Genomic DNA, 19,057 nt, shown 5'->3' on the forward strand with positions numbered 1-19,057 from the left:
ACGCCTCCACGCGGGATCAGATGCAGTTGACGCCGGCCTGCTTGTAGTTGTCCTTGGTGACGATCTGGGTCTTCGCGATCGTCTCCGGCGGCAGATCCTTCGAGTTCTTCACCTTGTCCACCAGCAGCTGGATCGCGGTGCGGCCGACCTCGGCGCCGGAGATGAACAGCGCCGACTTGTTGCCGGTCTCCTTGCCCGCGGCCCAGTCTTTGCAGGTCAGGTAGGCCCCGAGGCCGACGCCGATGATGTCGCCCGAGGCGACGCCCGAGTTCGCCAGCGCGGTCACGGCGCCGGTCTCGTTCTCGTCGTTGCAGCCCCACACCACCCAGTGCTTGACGCCCGGGTTCGAGCCGATCACCGCGCCGGTGCGGTTCTGCGCGTCCACCGGGGTGTTGTCGGTGCCGACCTCGATCACCGGGACCTGCGCACCAGCGTCTTTGTCGAAAGCGGCCTTCGCCGCGGAGACGCGGTCCGAGCACACGGTCAGGTCCTGCTTGTAGGCGCTGATGATCTTGGTGTCGGCCGCGGTCCAGCCCGCCGCCTTGAACAGCTTCGCGGCCTCCTTGCCGACCGAATCGCCCATCTGGGAGCCGTTGAAGCCCACGAACGGCGACTTCGTCCCGCCGCCGTCCTTGATCACGTCGTCGGAAGCGATGATCGGGATGCCCGAGCTCTTCGCCTTGTCGAGCACCTGCGGGCCGATGGCCTGGTCCGGGACGACGATCGCGATGCCGTTGGCGCCCTGGGCGACCGCGGCGTCGAGTTCGGTGATCGCCTTGTTGGCGTCCTGCCCGAGGTTGACGACCTTGAGTTCGACGCCCAGTTCCTTCGCCTTCTCCTGCGCGCCCTGCGCCTGCTCGACGAAGTACTGCTGGTCGCCCTGTTTCTGCAGATAGAACAGGGTGACCTTGCCGCTCGCGGGTGCCTGCTGCGGTGGCGCGGCGGCGTCCTTCCCGGACGAGCAACCGGTCAACACGACACCGGCGATCAAACAAGAACCAACAAGGCGCCAGGGCAGGGACCTGTGCGAAGCTGTGGACATCGAATGCTCCCAGGACGAAGCGGAAGAGTGTGACTCGTATTACTAATCACTCTTCCAGGTGACGTCAAGGCGCGATCTGGTCACGAAAAAGGGCTGTGGTCGTACTAATCGCCTGTCGGGCAGCCTCTGGCCTGGCGATCGGTCCTGTGGAACTTGTCGGAAGTTTGTCCGATCGTTGTTGTTGACTTTGGTTGAGTGTCGCGCCCGTTTGCCGTAAGGCAGGATGAAGAGACTTGTCACCCGATCGAGGGAACCGATGTTCAGCTCCCGCGCCCGTCAAAGCGCCGCACTCCTCAGCACGGCCCTGCTGCTCGCCGCGTGCGGTTCCACTCCCGAACAGCAGCAGCCGCCTGCCACCTCCGAAGCGCCGGCGCAGGCGAGCCAGGCGCCCGACGGCGCGTTCACCGTGGTCGCGACCGGCGACGTGCTGATCCATCCGGCGCTGACCGAGCAGGCCAAGGAGGACGGTGGCGGGAAGATCGACTACCGGCCGCTCCTCGCCGGGATCAAACCGCTGATCTCCGGCGCCGACCTCGGCATCTGTCATCTCGAGACGCCGCTCGCGCCGAAGGGTGGGCCGTATAGCGGCTACCCGTCGTTCAGTGCGCCGCCCGAGATCGTCGACGCGCTCAAGGACACCGGGTACGACAACTGCTCGACGGCGTCCAACCACACGATCGACCAGGGCGTGGACGGCGCGACGCGGACGCTCGACAAACTCGACGAGGCGGGGATCAAGCACACCGGTTCGGCGCGCTCGGCCGAAGAAGCGAAGAAGCCGCTGATCGTCGACGTCAAGGGCGTCAAGGTCGCCCAGATCTCCTTCTCCTACGGGTTCAACGGGATCAAGGTGCCCTCGGGGAAGCCCTGGCTGGTCAACCAGATCGACGCCGAAGACGTGATCGCCCAGGCCAAGGCCGCGCGGAAGGCGGGCGCCCAGGTCGTCCTCGCGAGCCTGCACTGGGGCACCGAGTACCAGCACGACCCGACCGCCGAACAGCGCTCACTGGCGAAGAAACTCCTCGGCGACGACTCGATCGACCTGATCATCGGTCACCACGCGCACGTCGTGCAGCCCTTCGAGCAGATCAACGGCAAATGGGTCGCCTACGGCCTCGGCAACAGCGTCGCCCGGCATTCGGAGCCGAAGGGCTCGACCGAACAGGGCGCCGCGGCGCGGTTCCGGTTCGTGCGGGACGGCGAGCGCTGGAAGGTCGACAAGGCCGAGTACGTCCCGACGCTGGTCCAGCTCGGTCCGCCGATCCGGCTGCTCGATCTGACCGCGGGACAGACCGGGGACGCCGGGGCGGACGCGCTCAAGGCCACCGACGAGGTCGTCCTCAGCCGTGGCGCCGGAGACCAGGGCCTGACCCGTCCCGGTCGCTGACCCCCGGGCGAGGACACGGGCGGGCCGAGCCGTTCGTCCGGCCCACCCGTGCCTTCTCCGCGCCCGACTTCAATATCGTCGCCGTACCACCAGTTTCGCGAGGGCCGCGAGCTCGGTGCCTGGGCGGGGCACCGGGTCCGAGACGGCGAGATGGTGCAGCGCGCCGGTCAGGAGCGCGTCGGCCTGCTCCTGGCTCCAGGCCCGGCCACCCGCCCGTTCCACCAGCTCCGCCGCGTGGGGCAATTCCGCGACGTCGAGGTTTTCCTTGCGGTACAAGGCATCCAGTTCTCGACCGGCATCCGTGCCGGAGTGGAGCGCGGCCACCACCGGCAGGGACTTCTTCCGGTTGGAGAGATCCGAGTGGACCGGTTTCCCGGTCACTTCCGGATCGCCCCAGATCCCGAGGAGATCGTCGATGTGCTGGAACGCCAGCCCGAGTGCCCTCCCGTACTCGGTCAGCCGGTCCACCTGATCCTGCCTCCCTTCCCCGGCGAGCGCGCCGAGCGTGCACGACGCCCCGAGCAACGCGCCGGTCTTCCCCTCGGCCATGCGTACGCATTCGGCGGTGTCGACGTCACCGCGTTCTTCGAACTTCAGATCCGCGCTCTGTCCTTCCAGCAGGTCGATCACGGCCGTGCTCAGCACCCGCAGCGCGGTCTGCCCGAACGGCGCCAGCAACTCGAAGGCCCGGCACAGCAGGGCGTCCCCGGCGAGGATCGCGGCGCCGGTGCCGAAGACGGTCCAGGCCGTCGGCCGGTGCCGCCGGGTGGTGTCGCGGTCCATCACGTCGTCGTGCAGCAACGAGAAGTTGTGCACCAGCTCCACCGCGACTCCCACCGGGACGGCGACTTCGGCGTCACCGCCGACCGCCCGCGCCGACAGCAGCGCGAGCGCGGGCCGCAACGCCTTCCCGCCGTCCGAAGTGGACGGACGGCCGTGCTCGTCCCACCAGCCGAAGTGGTAACCGGCGATGAGCCGCATCGACTCGGGAAGCCCGCCGACGGCCTCGCGCAGCGCCGGGTCGAGCAGATTCCGGCTCCACGTCAGGACTTCGGCGCCCGTCCTGGCGCCGGTGCTGGTGTCGATGGTCGTCAACGGACTTCCTTTCAGCCTTCGCGTCCGAGTTCGGCGTTCTCCAAGATCCCCAGGGCGTCGGGGACCAGGACAGCCGCCGAGTAATACGCGCTCACCAGGTACGAGAGGATCGCCTGTTCGCTGATCCCCATGAAGCGGACGTTCAGCCCGGGCTGGTACTCGTCGGGCAGCCCGAGCTGGTGCAGGCCGACGACACCTTGCGTGTCCTCGCCGGTCCGCATCAGGAGGATCGAACTGGTGCTGGTCTCGGTGACGGGGATCTTGTCGCACGGCAGGATCGGGATCCCGCGCCAGGACGGGACCTGGTGGCCGTCCAGGTCGACGGGGTCCGGATAGAGACCCCGTTTGCTGCATTCCCGGCTGAACGCGGCGATCGTCCGCGGATGCGCGAGGAAGAAACCGGGGTCCTTCCACACCAAGGCGAGCAGCTCGTCGAGGTCGTCCGGTGTCGGCGGGCCGGTGCGGGTGTGGATGCGCTGGGAGAAGTCCGCGTTGTGCAGGAGACCGAAGCCGGTGTTGTTGATCAGCTCGTGTTCCTGCCGCTCGCGCAGCGCCTCGATGGTCAGCCGCAGCTGCTGCTCGACCTGGTCCATCGGCTGGTTGTAGAGGTCGGCGACCCGGGTGTGCACCCGCAGGACGGTTTGGGCGACGCTGAGTTCGTACTCGCGCGGTTTGGTCTCGTAGTCGACGAAGGTGCCGGGAAGGAGCGGTTCGCCGTCGTGACCCGACGCGACGTCGATCAACGCTTCACCGTGGTCGTTGCTCGCTCGCGACCCGCCGGACGAGAACCCGCCGAGATGGTCGCGCAACGCGTCCGAGCGCTCCACGATGTCGGCGAAAGCACTGCGCGACAGGGAAAGCACGGTGCAGGACGTCACCGCCTTCGCGGTGAACTCCCAGATCGCGCCGTCGTCGACCAGGACTTGCGATCCGAAATGGCCGCCGTCGGCGAGGACGCCTAAGACGGTCTCGTCGCCGTACGCGCCGACACCGATCTTGTCGATCTTCCCGTGCGCGATCAGGAACACCTGGTCGGCCCGGTGGCCGAATTCCGTCAGAGTGTCGCCGGGGGACAGTTCCCGTTGGACGAACCGGCCGGCGAGTTCGGCCAGCACCTCTTCGTCGTCGAAACCCCTCAGTGGCGGGAGTTCGCCCAGTTCCGGCGGGATCACCCGGACCTCGGTGCCGGCGGTGGTGAAGGTGACCCGTCCGTCGCCGACGGAGTAGCTCAACCGGCGGTTGACCCGGTACGCACCGCCCGACACCTGGACCCACGGCAGCACTCTCAGCAGCCATCGCGACGAGATGCCCTGCATCTGCGGGACGGACTTCGTGGTCGTGGCCAGCGTGCGAGCGGCGGCTTTGCCGAGGCTCAGTTGCGGGTTGTCCGTGATCGTCACCGAGAAATCCACCTATCGTCGTGGCGGGTAATCCGCCCTGGTGAACTGCTGTTCTCACAATTCGCGGATACCCATTCGATCGGGGTAGGCGCAACGTCAACATAGCAAGCGGTAATGCCCGGACAAACACTCGAACGGGTCTCGGGGGATGTTCACCTGTTTGCCGGATTGGGCCGGACGCGTCCGCCCGCGACGGCCGTTCGGGCGACGAAGCTGCGAGAAATGTCGGTATACGGCGACGTCGGTGACGTCTCGTGGCGGATCCTCACTCGGTCGTGAAGCGGGGCTCTCCGACCGGTGACGTGACTTTCCGGCGCGTATCGGAAATCGTTTCGCGGAATGAGAAATTGGGCCGAGAAGGTGATGATCGACTTTTTCTCATCCGCCGCCGGTATGAATTGATTCAACGCCTCTTTTCGATCAGGTGAAGCGTGAACTAGTTTCAGCAGTCTTCACGGCGTAAGGAGTCGAATGGGTATTTACCTGACCGGCATCGCCTGGGTCGTCGGGGCCGCGGTGGGCGCGGGGTTCGTCGGCTACCTCGTCCGCAAGTTCGGCTGGGACGAAGGGCGGCCCGACAACAACGACGCCGCCGGCCAGGTGTTCACCATCGTCGGCGGGCTCCACGCCGTCCTGGTCGCGTTCATCCTGATCTCCCTCTTCGACTCCGCGAGCGCGGCGAGGGACGGCTCGTACCACGAGGCGGACAGCCTGGTCGCCGCCGTCTGGGCCGCCGATTCACTGGGGACCGAGGTCAAGGACGAGGTCCGGAAGCTGAGCGCGGAGTACATCACCACGGTCGAGCAGAAGGAGTGGCCGGAGATGGCCGGCGGCGGGGAGACCGTCCCCGACACCGGCTGGACTCAGCTCGATCTGTTGCGCAAGGCCGTGGACAAGGCCCCTTCGGACGACGACTGGGTCCGCGAGCGCAAGGCCGAGGCGGCCACCCAGCTCTGGCAGGTCTACGAAGCCCGGCAAAACCGGCTCAACGCGGTCGAGGGCGGCAAGGTCGGCGGCGTCGTCTGGTTCGCGCTCATTCTCGGCAGTCTCATCTCGGTGCTGCTGCCCAACCTGTTCGGCGGCACCCGGCTGGCCGCGCATCTGGTGATCGTGTCCACTCTGGCCGGGACGGTCACGCTGCTGTTGTTCGCGATCTACCAGCTGCAGAACCCGTTCGGCGGCGGGGTGCGGATCCCGCCCGACGCGTTCACCGCCGCGCTGGCGAGGATCGCTTGAGCAGGCGGGCACCGTGGACGGAGTGACACGGGCGGCGGCGACGGCCGCCGTCGCCGGGCTGGTCGGGGCGTCGGCGCTGCTGGCCCCGATGGCCGCGCGCGCCGCCGAATCCTGCCTGGTGGTGCAGGCGGAGACCGGGTCGCACGGGAAGTCGAAGCTGCGCTGGCTCGATGTCGGTTCGGGGACCACCTCGCGGGTGACCGACGCGGGGTACCGGCTCAACGCGCTCGGTTACTCGGCGACACGCGATCTGGTCTTCGGTGTCGCCGAAGGACTCAGCCGGGGTGCGCACGCGGTGACGATCGATCGCGACGGCGAAACCCGGGACCTCGGCCCGATCACCCGCGCCGGGAACCGGCTGCCGGTGTGGAGCCCCGTCGCGGGGGTGACCGCCGGCGCGATCGGCGGCAACTCCTGGTACCTGCTCAGGAACGGCACGCTGTACACAGTGGATCTGACGCCGGGGGAGCGGTACCTGCGGGTGATCCGGACGGTGTTCCTGCGGCCGATCACCCTCGCCCACGACGTCAACGATTTCGCCTACCACAACGGACTGCTCTACGGCGTTTCCACCACCTGGCGCGGAAAAGGCGCGGTGATCACCATCGATCCGGCGTCGGGAAAGGTCCGGGAAGCCGACGACGCCCGGTTCCCGCCCGCCGACGTCTACGGTTCCGTCGTGCTCGCCCGCGACGGTGCCCTGTACGCCACGGCGAACCGGATCGGCGGGCGCAGTGTGCTCTACCGCCTGGATCGCGGCGGGCAGGTGACCAAGGTGCTTTCCGGTGCGCCGCTGGCGGGTTCGGACGCGGCGGGCTGCCTCACCGTGCCCGAAGCTCCCGAGCCGCCGAAACCGGAACCGCCCAAGCCGACGCCGACCCCGACACCCACTCCGACACCCACTCCGACACCCACGCCGTCCCCGACTCCCACGCCCGTCCCCGCGCCGACACCGAGCCCCGCGCCGACGTCGTCATCCAGTCCTGTCCCGACACCGAGCCCCACGCCCACGCCTTCGCCGAGTCCGACGACCGCGCCCAAGGTGGTCCCACCGCCGCCGGCACCCGTTCCGGTGCCGAAGCCGAGCCGTGCGGCTCCTCCCCGGGAACGGGAGACCGCGGCGGACACCGACCCGCACGCCCGGACGAAGGAGAAGCGCCGATGGGGTTTGACCGCGCTGGTCCTGATCCTCGGCGGCGGAGCGGCGGCGGGTGCCGTGCGGCGGGCCCGGTGAGTCAGTACTTGAACTGGTCCACGTTCTCGCGCGTGATCAGCAGCGGGTCGCCGAGCAGCACTGTCTTCGTGGCTTCCTCGTACTTGATCGCCGGGAGCTCGAGGTTGACCTTGTTCGACGCGCCGAGCGGCTTGCCTTCGGCGATCTGCTTGCCGGCCCAAGCGGTGAGGTAGCCGAGTGATTCGACGTTCCACAGCACCGAAAGCGACGAGGAACCGTCCAACAGGTACGGCTTGATCGCCTGCGGCGTGCCGACGCCGACGGTGAAGACGCGGCCGATCTTCTGTTGCGAACGGACCGCCTCGGCGACCCCGGGCGCGGACGTCGTGCACTCGCCGACCAGGCCGGTGAGGTCCGGGTACTTGACCATCAGGTCCTTGGCCAGCGCGGTGGCGTTGTCCTTGTCCTCGCCGGCGTAGACCGTCTCGACGAGTTGCGCATGGGGATACTCCGTAGTGGTATACGCACGCTGAACGGCGATCCACGCGTTGAGGTTCTCGGCGGTCTCGCCGCAGGAGACGATCGCGTACTTGCCCGCGCCGCCCATCTTCTTCATCAAGGCGTCGGTGAGCGCCTTGCCGATGCCGTCGGGGGTCGCCTGGTTGACGAAGAGCTCGCGATCGGTGCCGGGCGCGTCGGTGTCCGAAGTGATCACATGGACACCCTTGGCGCGCGCGTCGGTGATCGCCGGCGCCATCGCCTTGGGATCGTTCGGGGCGATCGCGATGACGTCCACCCGCTGGTCGACGAGGCCGCGCACGATCGAGACCTGCGCGGCGGGGTCCACCGTGGCCGGTCCCGTCGAGGTCCATTCGACACCGAGTTGCTTGGCCGCGGCGATCCCGCCGGTGTTCATCGCCTCGAAGTACGGGATGCCCGCGACCTTCGGCACGAACGCGATCCGGATCGGCCTGGCGGCCATCCCCTCCGGGTCTTCACTCGCACAGCCGGTCAGCCCGAACACCATGCCCAAAGCGAGCACAGTGGCCACGACGAGCGTCTTGGTCGGCCCTCGCATCTCCACCCCATAGTCACGGAACCACCTGAAACCAGCCGATCGGTCTTCGCGCGGTGGAGACCTCCGGCGAAACTAAGGTCTTCGGTTACCCCGGTCAACCGGATGAGCGCAAAGGGTTACGGAAGTGAGTTCATCGACCTGGTCCGATTACCGGGTCGGCCCACGGGGGTGACGGTCAGCGACCGGGAGACGCGTGTCACTGCGCCACATATACGGGTGGGGGGTATATTTCCCCGCATGAACGAGACACGGCATGGAGCAAGCTGGTCGATGGCGGCGTCGGCGACCCTGCACTGCCTCACCGGCTGTGCGATCGGTGAGGTCCTCGGCATGGTGATCGGCACGGCGCTCGGCTTGGGCAATCTGGCGACGATCATCCTGGCGGTGGCGCTCGCGTTCGTCTTCGGTTACGCGCTGACCATGCGCGGCGTGCTGAAGTCGGGTCTGCCGTTCGCCACCGCGCTGAAGGTGGCGCTGGCCGCGGACACCGTGTCGATCGCGGTCATGGAGATCGTCGACAACGGGGTCATGCTGGTGGTGCCGGGTGCCATGGAGGCCGGGCTCGCGAGCCCGCTGTTCTGGGGCGCGCTGGCGTTCTCGCTGGCCGTCGCGTTCGTGCTGACGGTGCCGGTGAACAAGTGGATGATCGGGCGCGGCCTGGGCCACGCGAAGGTCCACGCGCACCACGGTGGCCACGCGCACTGAGTCGCCTGCCAGCCGTTTCGAGTGTCGCGAAAGCCACTTTCGGGACATCAGACGTCCCGAAAGTGGCTTTCGCGACGTGGCCCGGTAGGTAGGCGATACCGGTTCGCCGACCAACCCGTTACACGCTCTTCCGGAGCGGCACTTGTCACGGTTGGCAAGCGGGGCGGGTGGCGCTTCGGCCGCGGTGCCGGTGACGGGCCCGGAAGGGGTGTGTGGAAATAGGGACATTCAACGTCCCTATTTCCACACGGCCTCACCCGACGACACCGGAGCCCTGCTCCACTCACGCCCCGGACCGACCACCGGCCGCACCAGTCCTCCGGGAGTTAGCCGGCCGAGAGGTCGATCGCCTTGTCGATCTCCTTCGGCATCAGCACTCGCAGGATGCCCTCCAGCAGGTAGTAGTCCGCGTACGGCAACGAAACCTCGACGCCGTCCTCCGACGGACGGTTGCGCGTGCCCCGCGCCACGATCGCCTCGGCGCGGGTGGACTTCGTGGTCAGGCAGGTGTCGCACAACGCGGTGAGGATCCGGATCGCCGCCTCGCGGTAGTGCGGCCGGTTCGCGACCTTCGCCAGGTCGAGCAGTCCGCACGCCATCACGGCTCCGGCGGAGGAGTCCTTGATGTCGTGCGGCGCCTGCGGGGCGAGGTAGTCCCACACCGGGACGTTGTCCGGGGTCAGGGAGCGGAGCGCGAAGTCCGCCAGCCGCTGCGCGGTCCGCAGGAACAGCGGGTCGCCGGAGCGCCGGTACATCGTGGTGAAGCCGTAGATCGCCCAGGCCTGACCGCGCGACCAGCAGGACGTCGGGCTGTAGCCCTGCACGGAATTCGGGCCGATCTCGGCGCCGGTGTCGGGGTTGAAGTCGAAGACGTGCGGGGTCGAACCGTCCGGGCGCAGGAAGACGCGCTCGGTGGTCTTCGCGTGCGAGACGGCGATGTCGAGGTATTTCCGGTCGCCGGTCTGCTTGCTCGCGAAGGTGAGCAGGTCCAGGTTCATCATCGTGTCGACGATGACCCGGCCCGCGTTGCCCGGCGTGCCGAGCGCGCCCCACGCCCGGATGAACTTCCCTTTCTCGTTGTAGCGCTGGATGAGCGACGCGGCGGCGGTGAGCGCGCCGGTGCGCCATTTCTCGTCCCCGGTGAGCCGCCAGCCGGTCACCCACGACGGGTAGAACAGGAATCCGAGGTCGTGATCGCTCGTCTCGTGCTGGCGCGGCGCGAGCTTTTCCGCGGACGCCATCGCGAGGGCGCGGAATTGCGGATCGCCGCTGTAGATCGACGCGAGCCACAATGTGCCCGGCCAGAATCCGCCGATCCAGCCGCCTTTGGCGGAATAGGTCCATTTCTCGAACCGGGTGATCTCCGGAAAGGTGCTCACGCCGGGCGCGACGGCCCGCAGCTTGGTCACCGCGTAATCGGCCGCCCGGCGGAAACTCGTCAGCCCGGCGGCTTCTTCCTCCGCCGCACTGGCGACGGACGGGATCGCCGTCGCCGCGACGGCGGCGATGCCGGGAACATGGGTCAACAGGGTTCGCCGGGAAACGCTCACAAGGCCCCGCCATTCGTCAGTGGGAAATGCGTCACGGGAGTTTCGCATGACGATTACGCGCTTGTGAAGACCATTCATGGTTGTGAATACAAAAGCCTCACTCAGCGGGACGGATGTTCGCGTTGTGCCGGAACACGTTGTCCGGGTCGTACACCGTCTTGATCGCGGCCAGCCGCGCGTACTTCGCCGCGCCGTACGCCGTGCGCACCCTGTCCTCGTCGTATTCGTTCATGAAGTTCAGGTAGCCGCCGTAGTTGTTGGAATGCGGCAGGAGTTCTTCCCACAGTGCCCGCGTCCAGACGCGATCGGCGGCCAGGAGTTCCGGGGTCGGGGCGGTGGCCGCGAAACCGACGACGAATCCGGGCGTCCGCGGCCCGCCGAACGCGGTCGCGTCGTCGTGCACCGTCGAGAACGTGTCCTGCAGCGGCACGATCGGCATGACCGTCATCGGCGACGCCTTGTCCGGCAGGCGGGCGGCGATCAGGTCGATGATCTCTTCGGACAGCGAGCTGACATAGAGCGATTTCTCGTAGGCGAGGATGCCGCGGGGCGCTGTCGGGTCGAGCAACTTCTGCAGGTTCGCGTAAGGCATCGGGGAGACCAGTTCGAACGCGGTGGGCAACCCGCCCCGGATCCGCTCGATCAGCCGGGCGTGCCGTTCGGGGCCGTCGAAGCCGGCGACGACCAGCGCGAGACCCGGCGCGTGGTGATGCTCGGCCGGGACGAACGGCACGGGTGGCGCGTTGAGCCCGACGAGCATGGAGCCGGTGCCCTGCGGTAGCGTCGCGATCACCTCCTTCGCGAAGCGCAACGCCTTGGGCGCGTCTTCCAGCGTCCAGAAGAACATCCCGACCTCGGCCAGGCCGACGCGGTGCAGCCGGAACTCGAATTCCGTGACCACGCCGAAGTTCCCGCCGCCCCCGCGCAGCGCCCAGAACAGATCCGGATGGGACGCCTCGGAAGCCCGCAGGATCCGGCCGTCGGCCGTCACGACCTCCGCCGAAAGCAGGTTGTCGATCGTGAGCCCGTGTTTCGCTGTCAGCCAGCCGAAGCCGCCGCCGAGGGTGAGACCGCCGACGCCGGTGTCGCTCACCGTGCCGCCGACGGTCGCGAGCCCGTACCGCTGCGTCGCCTCGTCGACGTCGGCCCAGACGGCACCACCGCCGACCAGCGCGGTGCGGGCCGCCGGATCGACGGTGACCCGCCGCAGCCCGCCGAGGTCGATCATCAGGCCGTCGTCGACCACGGCGGAACCGCTGAAACTGTGCCCGCCGCCCCGGACGGTGATCTCGAGGCCCTTCTCGCGGCCGAAGGCCACGGCGGTGACGACGTCTTCGCGGCAGGCGCATTCGACGACCACCGCCGGGCGCCGATCGATGTCCCCGTTCCAGACGGCACGGGCGGTGTCGTAACCCGGATCGGCGGCGGTGACCACCGTGCCGGACAGCTTCCGGCGCAACGCGGTCGTTTCGGGCGTGTTCATGGGACCCCCTCAGGTCGTGGCTACCGCACAGTCTCGAGGGCGGACGGCCCGGTTCAAGGTCCACTCGCACGGGAGAAAGGGCGGCCGAAAGGGCGAAGGCCCGGCGTTATGGGGTACGCCGGGCCTTCGCGTTCAGGGGGTTGCTAGCACTTGGGCGCCACCGGCAGATCCGATCCGGTCTGCAGGTAGGTGTCGGAGATGTAGTGTCCCGGGCCGATCCGGTCCCAGATGTTGCTGGTGCCGAACTTGCCGGTGACGGTGTCACCCTCGACGTAGCACTCGATGTTGACCTTGGCGTAGTTGGCCGCGAGGCCCTTGATCGCCGCGGTGGTGCTCGCCGACGCCCGGACGTTCATCGGGTCGCCCGCCGTGCTGACGACACCGGTCGGGCCGGAGCCGGTCCACAGGTAGGAGACGTTGACCCAGCCGTTGTCCGTCATCTTCAGGCCGTCCCAGAAGGTGCCGTCCGCGAGGTCGATACCCGCCGGGTTCGCGGGCTTGCGGCCGAACTCGTCCTTGCCGCCGTTGTAGCCGTCCTGGTACGCCGCCTGCGCTTCGGGCTTGCCCTGGGGCAGGTTCTTCCACATCTGACGGGTGGCCGACGGGTTCCAGTAGTCGTCCTTGGTGTTCCACGGGCCGACGTCCCACACCGGCGCGTACTCGCAGCGGCTGTTGTCGGTGCGGCAGATCCGGACGGTGTAGTTGCCGGTGTTCTTGGGCGCCAGACCGCGGCCCGAGGGCAGGGCGACGAAGTGGTCGCGGGACTTGATCACGTGCCCGTTGGCGGTGGTGCCGCCGACGAGACCCTCACGGGTGCCGAAGACCTTGTACGTCAGCGGGGCCGCGGCCGCGCCGATCGCGTTGACCTGCGGGCCGAGCTCACCCTGGAGGGTGATGTCGCTGACCTTCGCGGTCACGCCGTCGTTCAAGGTGCGCAGTCCGACGCGGACCTGGACGGTGGAGACCGAAGTGGACAGCTGGGCGCCACCCTCGGCGGGTGTCCACTCGGTCCAGTCGTTGGCGTTGAGCTTGCCGCGGACGTCGACCTCGACCTCGGTGCCCTTCGGCGCGTCGGCGGTCACCCGCGCGGTGACGCGGTTCACCGGCTTCCCCAGGTTCCGCTCGGCCAGCAGCAGGTAACCCTGGCTGCCGATGGAGTCGGGTTTTCTGTGCCAGGCGGCGTTTTCCAGGCTGAGCACGCCGCCGTCGCTGCGGACGTTGACGTCGTCACCATCCACAGTGGACAGATCGGCGCGCCAGCTTCCTTCAGGCGCCGCGTTCGCGGGGCCGGCGGCCAGCGCGGTGACCGCCCCCATGGCCAGCACGGCCGCCATCACACGGCGGGCCTTCACGGTCCGGACCATTCCGGTCTCCCTTCGAGCACTCTCGGTTGCTATGAAGGGAGCTTCGCCGGGACGTGTACACGATCGATACAAAAAGCGAGACGGCACCTGGTATCGCTACCGGGTGCCGTCTCGCTGAGTGAGGATCAGGCGGAAGCGGGCTTGCCGTAGGAGGCTTCGGCGGACTCCTGCAGGCGCGAGGCGAGCGCGGATTCCTGCGGCCGCGCGGAGAGTTCCCGCCACAACGCCAGCGCGCGTTCCGAATACGTCCGCGACCGTTCTGGCTGGCTCAGTGCCTCGTGCAGTTCTCCCAGCAACTGCGACACCTCCGCCTCGGACCGGCGGTCCCCGTTGCGCCGGTGGACGCTCAGCGAATTGACCAGCAGCAGTTGCGCGTGGGCCAGATCGCCGCTGTGCAGATACAACTCGCCGAGGTTCTGGTTCGCGTACCCGACGCAATGGTCGTCGCCGAGTTCGCCGAAGATCGCGATGGCCCTGTCGACCCGTTCCCGCGCTCCGGCGAGATTGCCCTGATGCTGCCGCAGCATCGCGAGCCGTTTCAACGCGTGCGCTTCCCGATGCCGGTCGCCGATGTCCGCCGACTGCTCGAGCGCTTCGGTGAACCACCGTTCCGCTTCGGCGAACCGGCGCCGTGCCAGCCAGACGGCGCCGATCGCGATCCGCGCGACGGCCTCGCCGTGCGGATCACCGGCCGCCGAGAACTGGTCCAGCGCCGCGTGACAGTGCTCCAGCGCGACGGTGTCCTCGCCTTTGATCCGCAGTACGGTGCCGAGTCCGGCCAGCGCGATCGCCACGCCCCGCGCGTCGCCGATCTTGTCGAACAGCAGCTGCGACTGCTCGAACGCGACCAGGGCCTCGGCGTAACTGTCCTGGTACAGCTGGATCTGGCCGAGGTTGCGCTGGATGATCGCCTCGCCTCGGACCTCACCGGACCGGCGGGCGGCGGCCAGTGCGACGGCATGCGTCTGCAGCCAGTCGTCCTGGTGACCGCGCTGGTCGAAGTACGGCGCCAGCGCGGCGGCGAGGCGCCAGGCCAGCGCGTCGAAACCGAGGTCCGCGGCCAGCGAGACGGCGGCGACGCAGGTGTGCCGCTCGGCGGCGAACCACGCGGCCGGATCCTCGACCAGCCGACCGGTCCCCGGCGGGAGAGCGGGCTGGACGGCCGTGTCGTCCCGGTAGAGCCCGAAGAAGTGGATCGGCAGCCTGTCCGCGGCTTCGACCGCGAGCGCGAGATAGCCCTCCAGCACCCGTTTCGTGGCGTCGCGCGCCTTCGTCGGGACGTCCTGCGCACGCAGTTCGAGGGCGTAACACCGCAACAGGTCGTGCAGGCGATAGCGGGGTTCGCCGGTGCCGTCCGAGCCGATGAGTTCGACCAGATGGGCGTCCACCAGCACGTCGAGGACGTCGTCGGCGTGCGCGCGGCCGAGCAGCGCCGCGATCACCCAGGCGGGGAATTGGACCGAGCCGAGTCCGCCGAGGCCGCGGAACGCGGTCGCCGCCGACATCGGCAGGAGGTCGTAGCTGAGCGTGACACTGGCGCGAACGGCCAGATCGCCGACCCGGAGCTCGTCCAGTCTTCGTCTTTCGTCGCGTAACCGGTCCGCCAGCACGCGCAGTGTCCAGCCGGGCCGGTGGGTGAGCTTGGCCCCCGCGACCCGGATCGCCAGCGGCAGGTACCCGCAGTGGCGCAGGATCGCGGCCGCGCAGTCCGGCTCGGCGGCGACCCTGTCGGTGCCGACGATGCCTTCGAGCAGCGTCGCGGCCTCGGCCTCGGGCAGGAGGTCGACGTCGAACGGGGTGGCCCCGGCCAGATCGGGCATCCGCACCCGGCTGGTGATCAGCACCGCGCAGGCGCCCGCGCCGGGCAGCAGCGGCCGGACCTGCGCCGCGCTGCCCGCGTCGTCGAGGACGACGCACATCCGCATGCTCGCCAGCCGGGAGCGCAGCAGCGCCGCGCGTTCGGGAAGGTCACGGGGCAGCCCCGCGTCGGGGATCCCCAGCGCGCGGAGCAACTCGGCGAGCACGGTCATCGGGGGCCGGGGCGAGGACGACGTCCCGGCGAGGTCGACGTGCAGCTGACCGTCCGGGAAGTCCTCCCGCACCGCGTGCGCCACCCGGATCGCGACCGAGGACTTGCCGACCCCCGGCGCCCCCGAAAGCACCGCGATCGCGGGCTTCCCCTGCTCACGACGCTTGCGGAACAGGCTCGCGAGTTCGCCGACGACCTCGTCGCGGCCGGTGAAGTCGGGCAGGTCCAGCGGGAGCTGGCAGACCGGCGTCATCGGCCGGGCGAGGGCGACGGCCACCGCGTCCGGGGTCACGGACGGCGTCACGACCAGTGAGGCCCGCAATTCCCTCAGCCGCGGTCCCGGTTCGGTGCCGAGTTCCTCGGCCAGCACCTTCTCCGCCGTTTCGTACGCCTCGATCGCGTCGGCCGTGCGACCGTCGGCCCGCAGCGCGACGATCAGCTGCTGCCAAAGCTCTTCGCGCAGCGGATGCTCGGTGACCAGGCCGCGCAGTTCGGCGACGGCCTCGGCGGTCCTGCCGAGTTCGATCCTCGCCCGCAGCCGCTGTTCCTGGACGGCGAGCCGGAGTTCCGTCAGCCGGGCCACCGTCGCGCCCCAGCCGTGGTCGTGGGGGAGCCCTTCGAGGACTTCGCCGCGCCACAGCGCTTCGGCTTGATCCAGCAGGTCGAGGGCGGATTCGGCCTCCCCGCGGCCGAGTGCCTCCTGAGCCCGCGCGGCCAATTCGCCGAAGCTGATGTGGTCGATCTCCCCAGGTGTGGTTTTCAGGATGTAGCCGGATGCCCGGCTGCCGATGCGTTCCCCCAGTTCCGGATCGCGATCGGCGAGACGTTTGCGGAGTGAATGGACGTAGGTGCGGATGTTCGCCGCCGCCGAACGGGGAGCCGACGAGGGCCACAGGACCTCGATCAGCAGTTCGGTGGAGACGACGACATTGGGTTGGAGCAGGAGAGCGGCGAGCAGCAGACGTGGTTTGGGGCCGCCGAGCGGCACCACCTGTCCGTCCACCGCCACTTCGAGCGGACCGAGAACGCGAAACCCGAGAATTGTCACCTAAACCGCCAATACGGCAGGAGCCCCATATCCGCCGATAATATTGCCGTCCCGCCGTGGTTGGCTAGATCCATTCGCATGCATGTGCAGACAGCGGTTCCGGTTTGTACGGGTCGTGTACGACGCCGGTTGACGCTGCAGCCATGAAGCGTTCAAGTGTCCGGCGGCTCGCCGGTTTCCTCCTCGTGCTGGCGACGGCGGGTGCCTTCGGCCTCGCCGGCGCGACTCCCGCGCTGGCCGCGGCCTCCGGGACCGTGAAGACGGCGGGCGACCCGCTGAACGTGCGCCGCGCCCCGAGTACCGCCTCGACCGCGGTGCGCACGGTGGCCAACGGCGCCACGGTGACCATCGATTGCCAGACGATCGGGACCGAGGTCACCGGTCCCTTGGGCAAGACGACGTTGTGGGACTACATTCCCGCGCTCGGCGGCTACATTTCGGACGGTTACGTCTACACCGGCTCCGACCAGCGGATCGCGCCCGACTGCGGGGTCGGCACCGGCAGCGCCGAATGTTCCACCGGCGTCTGCGCCGGTGAGGGGCAGTTCCGTTCATCGGATGCTCATTTCCTGGTCTACGACAAGGACGCCGACGGCAAGTCCGCCGTGGTCGCCTACTGGCTGAAGGGTGGCGCCGGCCCGTTCTACGTCTGGGCTTCCGGTGGCAACGGCACCCACGTCGACAAGGCGGTGCCGGTCGCGAAGGGGTCGTGGGTCTATTACAAGGTCTGCGTCGCCAACGCTTCCGCGAATCCGACGCTCGAAGCCTGCAGCGGCGGCCTCACCGATTACGCCGCGTGAAATCCCTCCCCGTTCTTTCCCCACTTCGAAAGGTTGAATTCTCATGGGTCAGGTGAACCGGCGGGCCGTACTCCTCGGTGGAGCCGCGGCGGTTTCGGCGGCGGCGTTGTCGTCGACGGTGCCTTCGTGGGCGAACGCGAGAACACTGGCGGCGGCGCCCGCCATCCGCGACCCGTTCCAGCTCGGTGTCGCCTCCGGTGACCCCCTGCCGGACAGCGTCGTGCTGTGGACGCGCCTCGCCCCCGCCCCGCTGAACCCCGACGGTTTCGGCGGTATGCCGGACGCCGCGTACACAGTGGACTGGGAGATCGCGAACGACCAGGCGTTCTCCTCGGTCGTGCAGAAGGGCACCGCGACCGCGGCCCGCGCCTCCGGGCACAGCGTGCACATCGAACCGGCCGGGCTCGAGGCGGGACGCGAGTACTTCTACCGGTTCAAGACCGGCGGGTACATCTCGCCGGTCGGCCGGACCAGGACCGCCCCCGCCGCCGGTGCGGCCGTCGACCAGCTGAAGTACTGCTTCTCCTCCTGCCAGCACTGGGAGGAGGGCTGGTACCACTCGTACAAGGGCATGCTCGCCGACGACCCGGATCTGGTGCTGTTCCTCGGCGACTACATGTACGAGAAGAAGTCCGGCCGCGCGGCCGCCGAACGGAACCCCCGCAAACTGGCCTTCACCGACGACGTGACGTCGCTGGCGCAGTACCGCGCGCGGCACGCCCAGCACAAGACCGACGCCGATCTGCAGAACGCGCACGCGATGGCGCCGTGGATCGTGGTCTTCGACGACCACGAGGTGATGAACAACTGGAACGGCACCACCGCTCCGGCGACTGCGGCGCGCAAGACCGCCGGTTTCCAGGCGTTCTACGAGAACATGCCGATCCGGTCCACCGCCAAGCCGAGCGGTGCCTCCATCCGCCTGTACCGGCAGTTCGGCTGGGGCAACCTCGCCCGGTTCCACATGCTCGACACCCGCCAGTACCGCAACGCGCAGGTGCCCGACCCGTCCGGTTCGGCGGGGCCGTCGTGCACCGACATGCGGTCGACGTCGCGCAGCATCCTCGGCACCGCGCAGGAGGCGTGGCTGCTGAAGGCGCTGGAGACGAAGCCGGCGAAGTGGGACTTCCTGGGCCAGCAGGTCTTCTTCGCCACCCGTGACGGCGACGGCAACAAGGCGACCTGCGAGAGCCCTGACTCCTGGCAGGGTTACGAGGCCTCCCGCGACCGGATCGCGAAGGGCATCGTGGACCGTAAGGTGCCGAACCCGATCGTGCTGACCGGTGACGTCCACCGGCACTGGGCGGCAGATCTGCGCCGCGACTACTTCAACCACAGCGACCCGGTGTTCGGTTCGGAACTGGTGACGACCTCGGTCACGAGCAACAGCGACACCGCGACCGATCCGTCGTCGGCGTGGCTCTCGAACAACCCGCACATCAAGTACTGCCGGGGAAAGCGCGGTTATGTCCGGGTGACGGCTTCGCAAACGCAGATGCGGGCGGATTTCATGACGGTTTCGGACACCAGCGAGTACGACTTCTCGAAGGTGACCTTGGCCGCGGACCGCAGCTACGTCGTCGAAGCCGGTAAGCCGGGGCTGCAGAAGGTCTAGGGAGGCTGAAGGGGACTTTCCCCGCATGTCACGTGGTGAAAGCTCCCATCG

Annotated in this window: 14 protein-coding genes; 6 read left to right on the plus strand and 8 right to left on the minus strand. The window is 68.5% G+C overall.

Annotated elements, in window-relative coordinates; genetic code table 11:
* Positions 1-16: 16 nt before the first annotated feature.
* On the minus strand, positions 17-991 hold the full coding sequence (locus HDA45_RS29375) for a substrate-binding domain-containing protein (RefSeq protein ID WP_184900719.1): 975 nt from the start codon (positions 989-991) through the stop codon (positions 17-19).
* 307 nt (positions 992-1,298) lie between these two features.
* Here HDA45_RS29375 and HDA45_RS29380 point away from each other — a divergent pair, with 307 nt between their 5' ends.
* The gene (locus tag HDA45_RS29380) at positions 1,299-2,429 is read left to right on the plus strand and encodes a CapA family protein (protein WP_184900721.1); all 1,131 of its coding nucleotides are present in this window, start codon (positions 1,299-1,301) and stop codon (positions 2,427-2,429) included.
* A 69-nt stretch (positions 2,430-2,498) separates the two neighbouring features.
* Here HDA45_RS29380 and HDA45_RS29385 read toward each other — a convergent pair whose 3' ends face one another.
* Positions 2,499-3,524, minus strand: coding sequence for a family 2 encapsulin nanocompartment cargo protein polyprenyl transferase (locus tag HDA45_RS29385; RefSeq protein WP_184900723.1), 1,026 nt, complete (start codon positions 3,522-3,524; stop codon positions 2,499-2,501).
* An 11-nt stretch (positions 3,525-3,535) separates the two neighbouring features.
* A complete protein-coding gene (locus tag HDA45_RS29390; protein ID WP_343072187.1) occupies positions 3,536-4,924 on the minus strand; it encodes a family 2B encapsulin nanocompartment shell protein in 1,389 nt (462 codons plus the stop codon).
* Positions 4,925-5,395: 471 nt separating this feature from the next.
* Here HDA45_RS29390 and HDA45_RS29395 point away from each other — a divergent pair, with 471 nt between their 5' ends.
* Together HDA45_RS29395 and HDA45_RS29400 are read left to right on the plus strand one after the other, a co-directional pair.
* On the plus strand, positions 5,396-6,160 hold the full coding sequence (locus HDA45_RS29395; protein ID WP_184900725.1) for a bestrophin-like domain: 765 nt from the start codon (positions 5,396-5,398) through the stop codon (positions 6,158-6,160).
* Between the two features lie 13 nt (positions 6,161-6,173).
* Positions 6,174-7,394: a DUF6923 family protein gene (locus tag HDA45_RS29400; protein WP_184900727.1), complete on the plus strand. Its 1,221-nt coding sequence runs from the start codon at positions 6,174-6,176 to the stop codon at positions 7,392-7,394.
* A gap of 1 nt (position 7,395) precedes the next feature.
* On the opposite strand, the gene HDA45_RS29405 is transcribed toward HDA45_RS29400, so the two are convergent.
* A complete protein-coding gene (locus HDA45_RS29405; RefSeq protein ID WP_184900728.1) occupies positions 7,396-8,412 on the minus strand; it encodes an autoinducer 2 ABC transporter substrate-binding protein in 1,017 nt (338 codons plus the stop codon).
* 270 nt (positions 8,413-8,682) lie between these two features.
* On the opposite strand from HDA45_RS29405, the gene HDA45_RS29410 reads away from it, so the two are divergent.
* Positions 8,683-9,117, plus strand: a complete 435-nt coding sequence (locus HDA45_RS29410) for a DUF4396 domain-containing protein (protein ID WP_378317545.1) — start codon at positions 8,683-8,685, stop codon at positions 9,115-9,117.
* Positions 9,118-9,443: 326 nt separating this feature from the next.
* Here HDA45_RS29410 and HDA45_RS29415 read toward each other — a convergent pair whose 3' ends face one another.
* The 4 genes from HDA45_RS29415 to HDA45_RS29430 all read right to left on the minus strand — a co-directional run bounded on the left by HDA45_RS29415 (position 9,444) and on the right by HDA45_RS29430 (position 16,591).
* On the minus strand, positions 9,444-10,667 hold the full coding sequence (locus tag HDA45_RS29415; protein WP_184900732.1) for a glycoside hydrolase family 88 protein: 1,224 nt from the start codon (positions 10,665-10,667) through the stop codon (positions 9,444-9,446).
* Between the two features lie 97 nt (positions 10,668-10,764).
* Complete coding sequence (locus HDA45_RS29420) at positions 10,765-12,150, minus strand: FAD-binding oxidoreductase (RefSeq protein ID WP_184900734.1); 1,386 nt, start codon at positions 12,148-12,150, stop codon at positions 10,765-10,767.
* A 143-nt stretch (positions 12,151-12,293) separates the two neighbouring features.
* Complete coding sequence (locus HDA45_RS29425) at positions 12,294-13,514, minus strand: hypothetical protein (protein ID WP_184900736.1); 1,221 nt, start codon at positions 13,512-13,514, stop codon at positions 12,294-12,296.
* A 125-nt stretch (positions 13,515-13,639) separates the two neighbouring features.
* Entirely contained in the window at positions 13,640-16,591 is a 2,952-nt protein-coding gene (locus HDA45_RS29430; protein WP_184900738.1) for a BTAD domain-containing putative transcriptional regulator, read from the minus strand.
* Positions 16,592-16,734: 143 nt separating this feature from the next.
* Between HDA45_RS29430 and HDA45_RS29435 the strand changes: the two genes are divergently transcribed.
* Positions 16,735-17,391 carry a hypothetical protein gene (locus HDA45_RS29435; RefSeq protein WP_184900740.1) on the plus strand — a complete coding sequence of 219 codons (657 nt, stop codon included), beginning with the start codon at positions 16,735-16,737 and terminating at the stop codon, positions 17,389-17,391.
* 43 nt (positions 17,392-17,434) lie between these two features.
* Complete coding sequence (locus tag HDA45_RS29440; protein ID WP_184900742.1) at positions 17,435-19,006, plus strand: alkaline phosphatase D family protein; 1,572 nt, start codon at positions 17,435-17,437, stop codon at positions 19,004-19,006.
* The last annotated feature ends 51 nt before the right edge of the window (positions 19,007-19,057 follow it).

This window comes from Amycolatopsis umgeniensis, from assembly GCF_014205155.1.
Classification (GTDB): Bacteria; Actinomycetota; Actinomycetes; order Mycobacteriales; family Pseudonocardiaceae; genus Amycolatopsis; species Amycolatopsis umgeniensis.

What these genes read in the sequence shown, in the direction of transcription:
- HDA45_RS29410 (WP_378317545.1), top strand. Translation starts at nt 8,683, where the DNA reads ATGGCGGCGTCGGCGACCCTGCACTGCCTCACCGGCTGTGCGATCGGT.
- HDA45_RS29395 (WP_184900725.1), top strand. Translation starts at nt 5,396, where the DNA reads ATGGGTATTTACCTGACCGGCATCGCCTGGGTCGTCGGGGCCGCGGTG.
- HDA45_RS29440 (WP_184900742.1), top strand. Translation starts at nt 17,435, where the DNA reads ATGGGTCAGGTGAACCGGCGGGCCGTACTCCTCGGTGGAGCCGCGGCG.
- HDA45_RS29420 (WP_184900734.1), bottom strand. Translation starts at nt 12,150, where the DNA reads ATGAACACGCCCGAAACGACCGCGTTGCGCCGGAAGCTGTCCGGCACG.
- HDA45_RS29405 (WP_184900728.1), bottom strand. Translation starts at nt 8,412, where the DNA reads ATGCGAGGGCCGACCAAGACGCTCGTCGTGGCCACTGTGCTCGCTTTG.
- HDA45_RS29435 (WP_184900740.1), top strand. Translation starts at nt 16,735, where the DNA reads ATGAAGCGTTCAAGTGTCCGGCGGCTCGCCGGTTTCCTCCTCGTGCTG.
- HDA45_RS29380 (WP_184900721.1), top strand. Translation starts at nt 1,299, where the DNA reads ATGTTCAGCTCCCGCGCCCGTCAAAGCGCCGCACTCCTCAGCACGGCC.
- HDA45_RS29425 (WP_184900736.1), bottom strand. Translation starts at nt 13,514, where the DNA reads ATGGTCCGGACCGTGAAGGCCCGCCGTGTGATGGCGGCCGTGCTGGCC.